This is a genomic window from bacterium (assembly GCA_030654305.1).
Taxonomy (GTDB): Bacteria; Krumholzibacteriota; Krumholzibacteriia; order LZORAL124-64-63; family LZORAL124-64-63; genus PNOJ01.
This window is the reverse complement of record JAURXS010000506.1, coordinates 1-1,545: the sequence shown is the minus strand read 5'-3', so window position 1 is coordinate 1,545 and position 1,545 is coordinate 1. Positions and strand designations below refer to the sequence as shown.

Genomic DNA, 1,545 nt, shown 5'->3' with positions numbered 1-1,545 from the left:
CGCGCAGGCGGGCGCCCTTCTTGCCGCAGACGCCGTCCTTGCGGGTGCAGACCAGCAGCACGACGTCGGCCTGGAATCGCTTCTTGTCCACTGGCAGGGTCCCTCCCGGCTTTGCGACACGCCACGCCACGCCGGGCGGCATCTCGGCCCGGCCCCACATAGTAAGGGGGAGAACGACATGACCGCTCGTAGGATTCTGATCCTGGCCGCCCTGACCGCGTTGGCCGCCGCCCTGCGTTGACGGATCCGGCGGCGGGTCGCGCCGGGGCGACACTCCCGGCGGCCATCCCATTCGGCGGTCTCCGGTGCGAATCGCCTCCCTGTGGCGGGCCAGGGCCCGATGGCGGGCGACGGGGGGCCGACCGGTCGCCGCGGCCCCGCCCTTGCCCTGGACAGGGCAGGGCCGGCCGCGCGGATGACGAGGGCTGCCGCGGCCCGCGGTCGGGATCAGGCGACGCACATCCCGCGTATCGGACGAGGGATCCGCGACCGCCCGGACGACGCCTCCCTGGTCGATGCAGGGGCCGGCCCGCTTCCTCGTTCCCGCCGACCAACGCAAGTGTGTGGATAACTCGCTGACGCGGTTGCATCTGCCCGATGGCGAGGTAGAATCGATGTTGCGGGCCAGGAACGCGTGAGCAGCACCAGGCGACCAAGGCGGCGGGCGTGATCACTGCAGGTCGAGCGATCCAAGCGGTCGTCATCGTCGCGACCCTGTCGGCTTCGCACCCCGGCTCGTCGTGGGCTGCACCCGCGGACTCCCGGCCCGCGGCCGTACCGGCGGATTCCACCGCCTTCGCCTCCGACGACCCCTGGCTCGACACCGCCGACGCCGTCGCCGACACCGTCACGGTGACCGCGCCGCGGCTGAAGGTCAGCGAGCTGGTGCGCCTCATCGGCGAGCGCATGCGCCGGGACGAGCGGCGCCTGGGCGCCTACGCCGTCACCGCGATCAGCCGCACCGAGATCTTCCACGACGACCGCGCCGACACCCTCGGCCACCGCACCGTGATCAGCGAGGCCTCGCGCCTGTCCGTCGACCGCGACGGCGAGCGGCGCTCCGCCCGGCTGCGGCGCGCCGAGCGCGAGTACCGGGACGGGAAGCTGGAGAAGGACGAGCTCGACACCGACATCGGGCGCGAGTGGAGCGAGGAGGCCGGCGACCTCGCGATGGACATGCCGTTCCTGCTGACCTCCGGCGACCGCTACAGCTACGAGATCCTCGAGCGCCGCCTGATCGGCGACCGCCTCGTGTTCGCCATCGGGTTCGAGCCCCGCAACAGCTTCAGCCCCGGCATCGCGGGCACCGTCTGGATCGACTACGGCGACCTGGTGATCCGCCGCATGGAGGGCCGCCTGGCCGGCCCCTCGCCGGCGCCCCTGTTCGTGGCCGACGTGCCGCGCTTCACCTGGAAGCAGCGCCAGGAGGGCGACTTCTGGGTCAGCGACGAGTTCGAGGCCGAGATCGTGCTGCGCAAGCTGCCGCTGCTGCCGAGCCGGGTCACGGCGCGGGTGCGGTTGCGGGACTGGGACATCGGGGGCGCG

General features: G+C 72.7%; 1 protein-coding gene. It reads left to right on the top strand.

The features are described from left to right. Positions 1–666 precede the first annotated feature (666 nt). Positions 667–1,545: hypothetical protein (locus Q7W29_14410; GenBank protein ID MDO9173014.1), on the top strand; the 879-nt coding region annotated here is incomplete at its 3' end.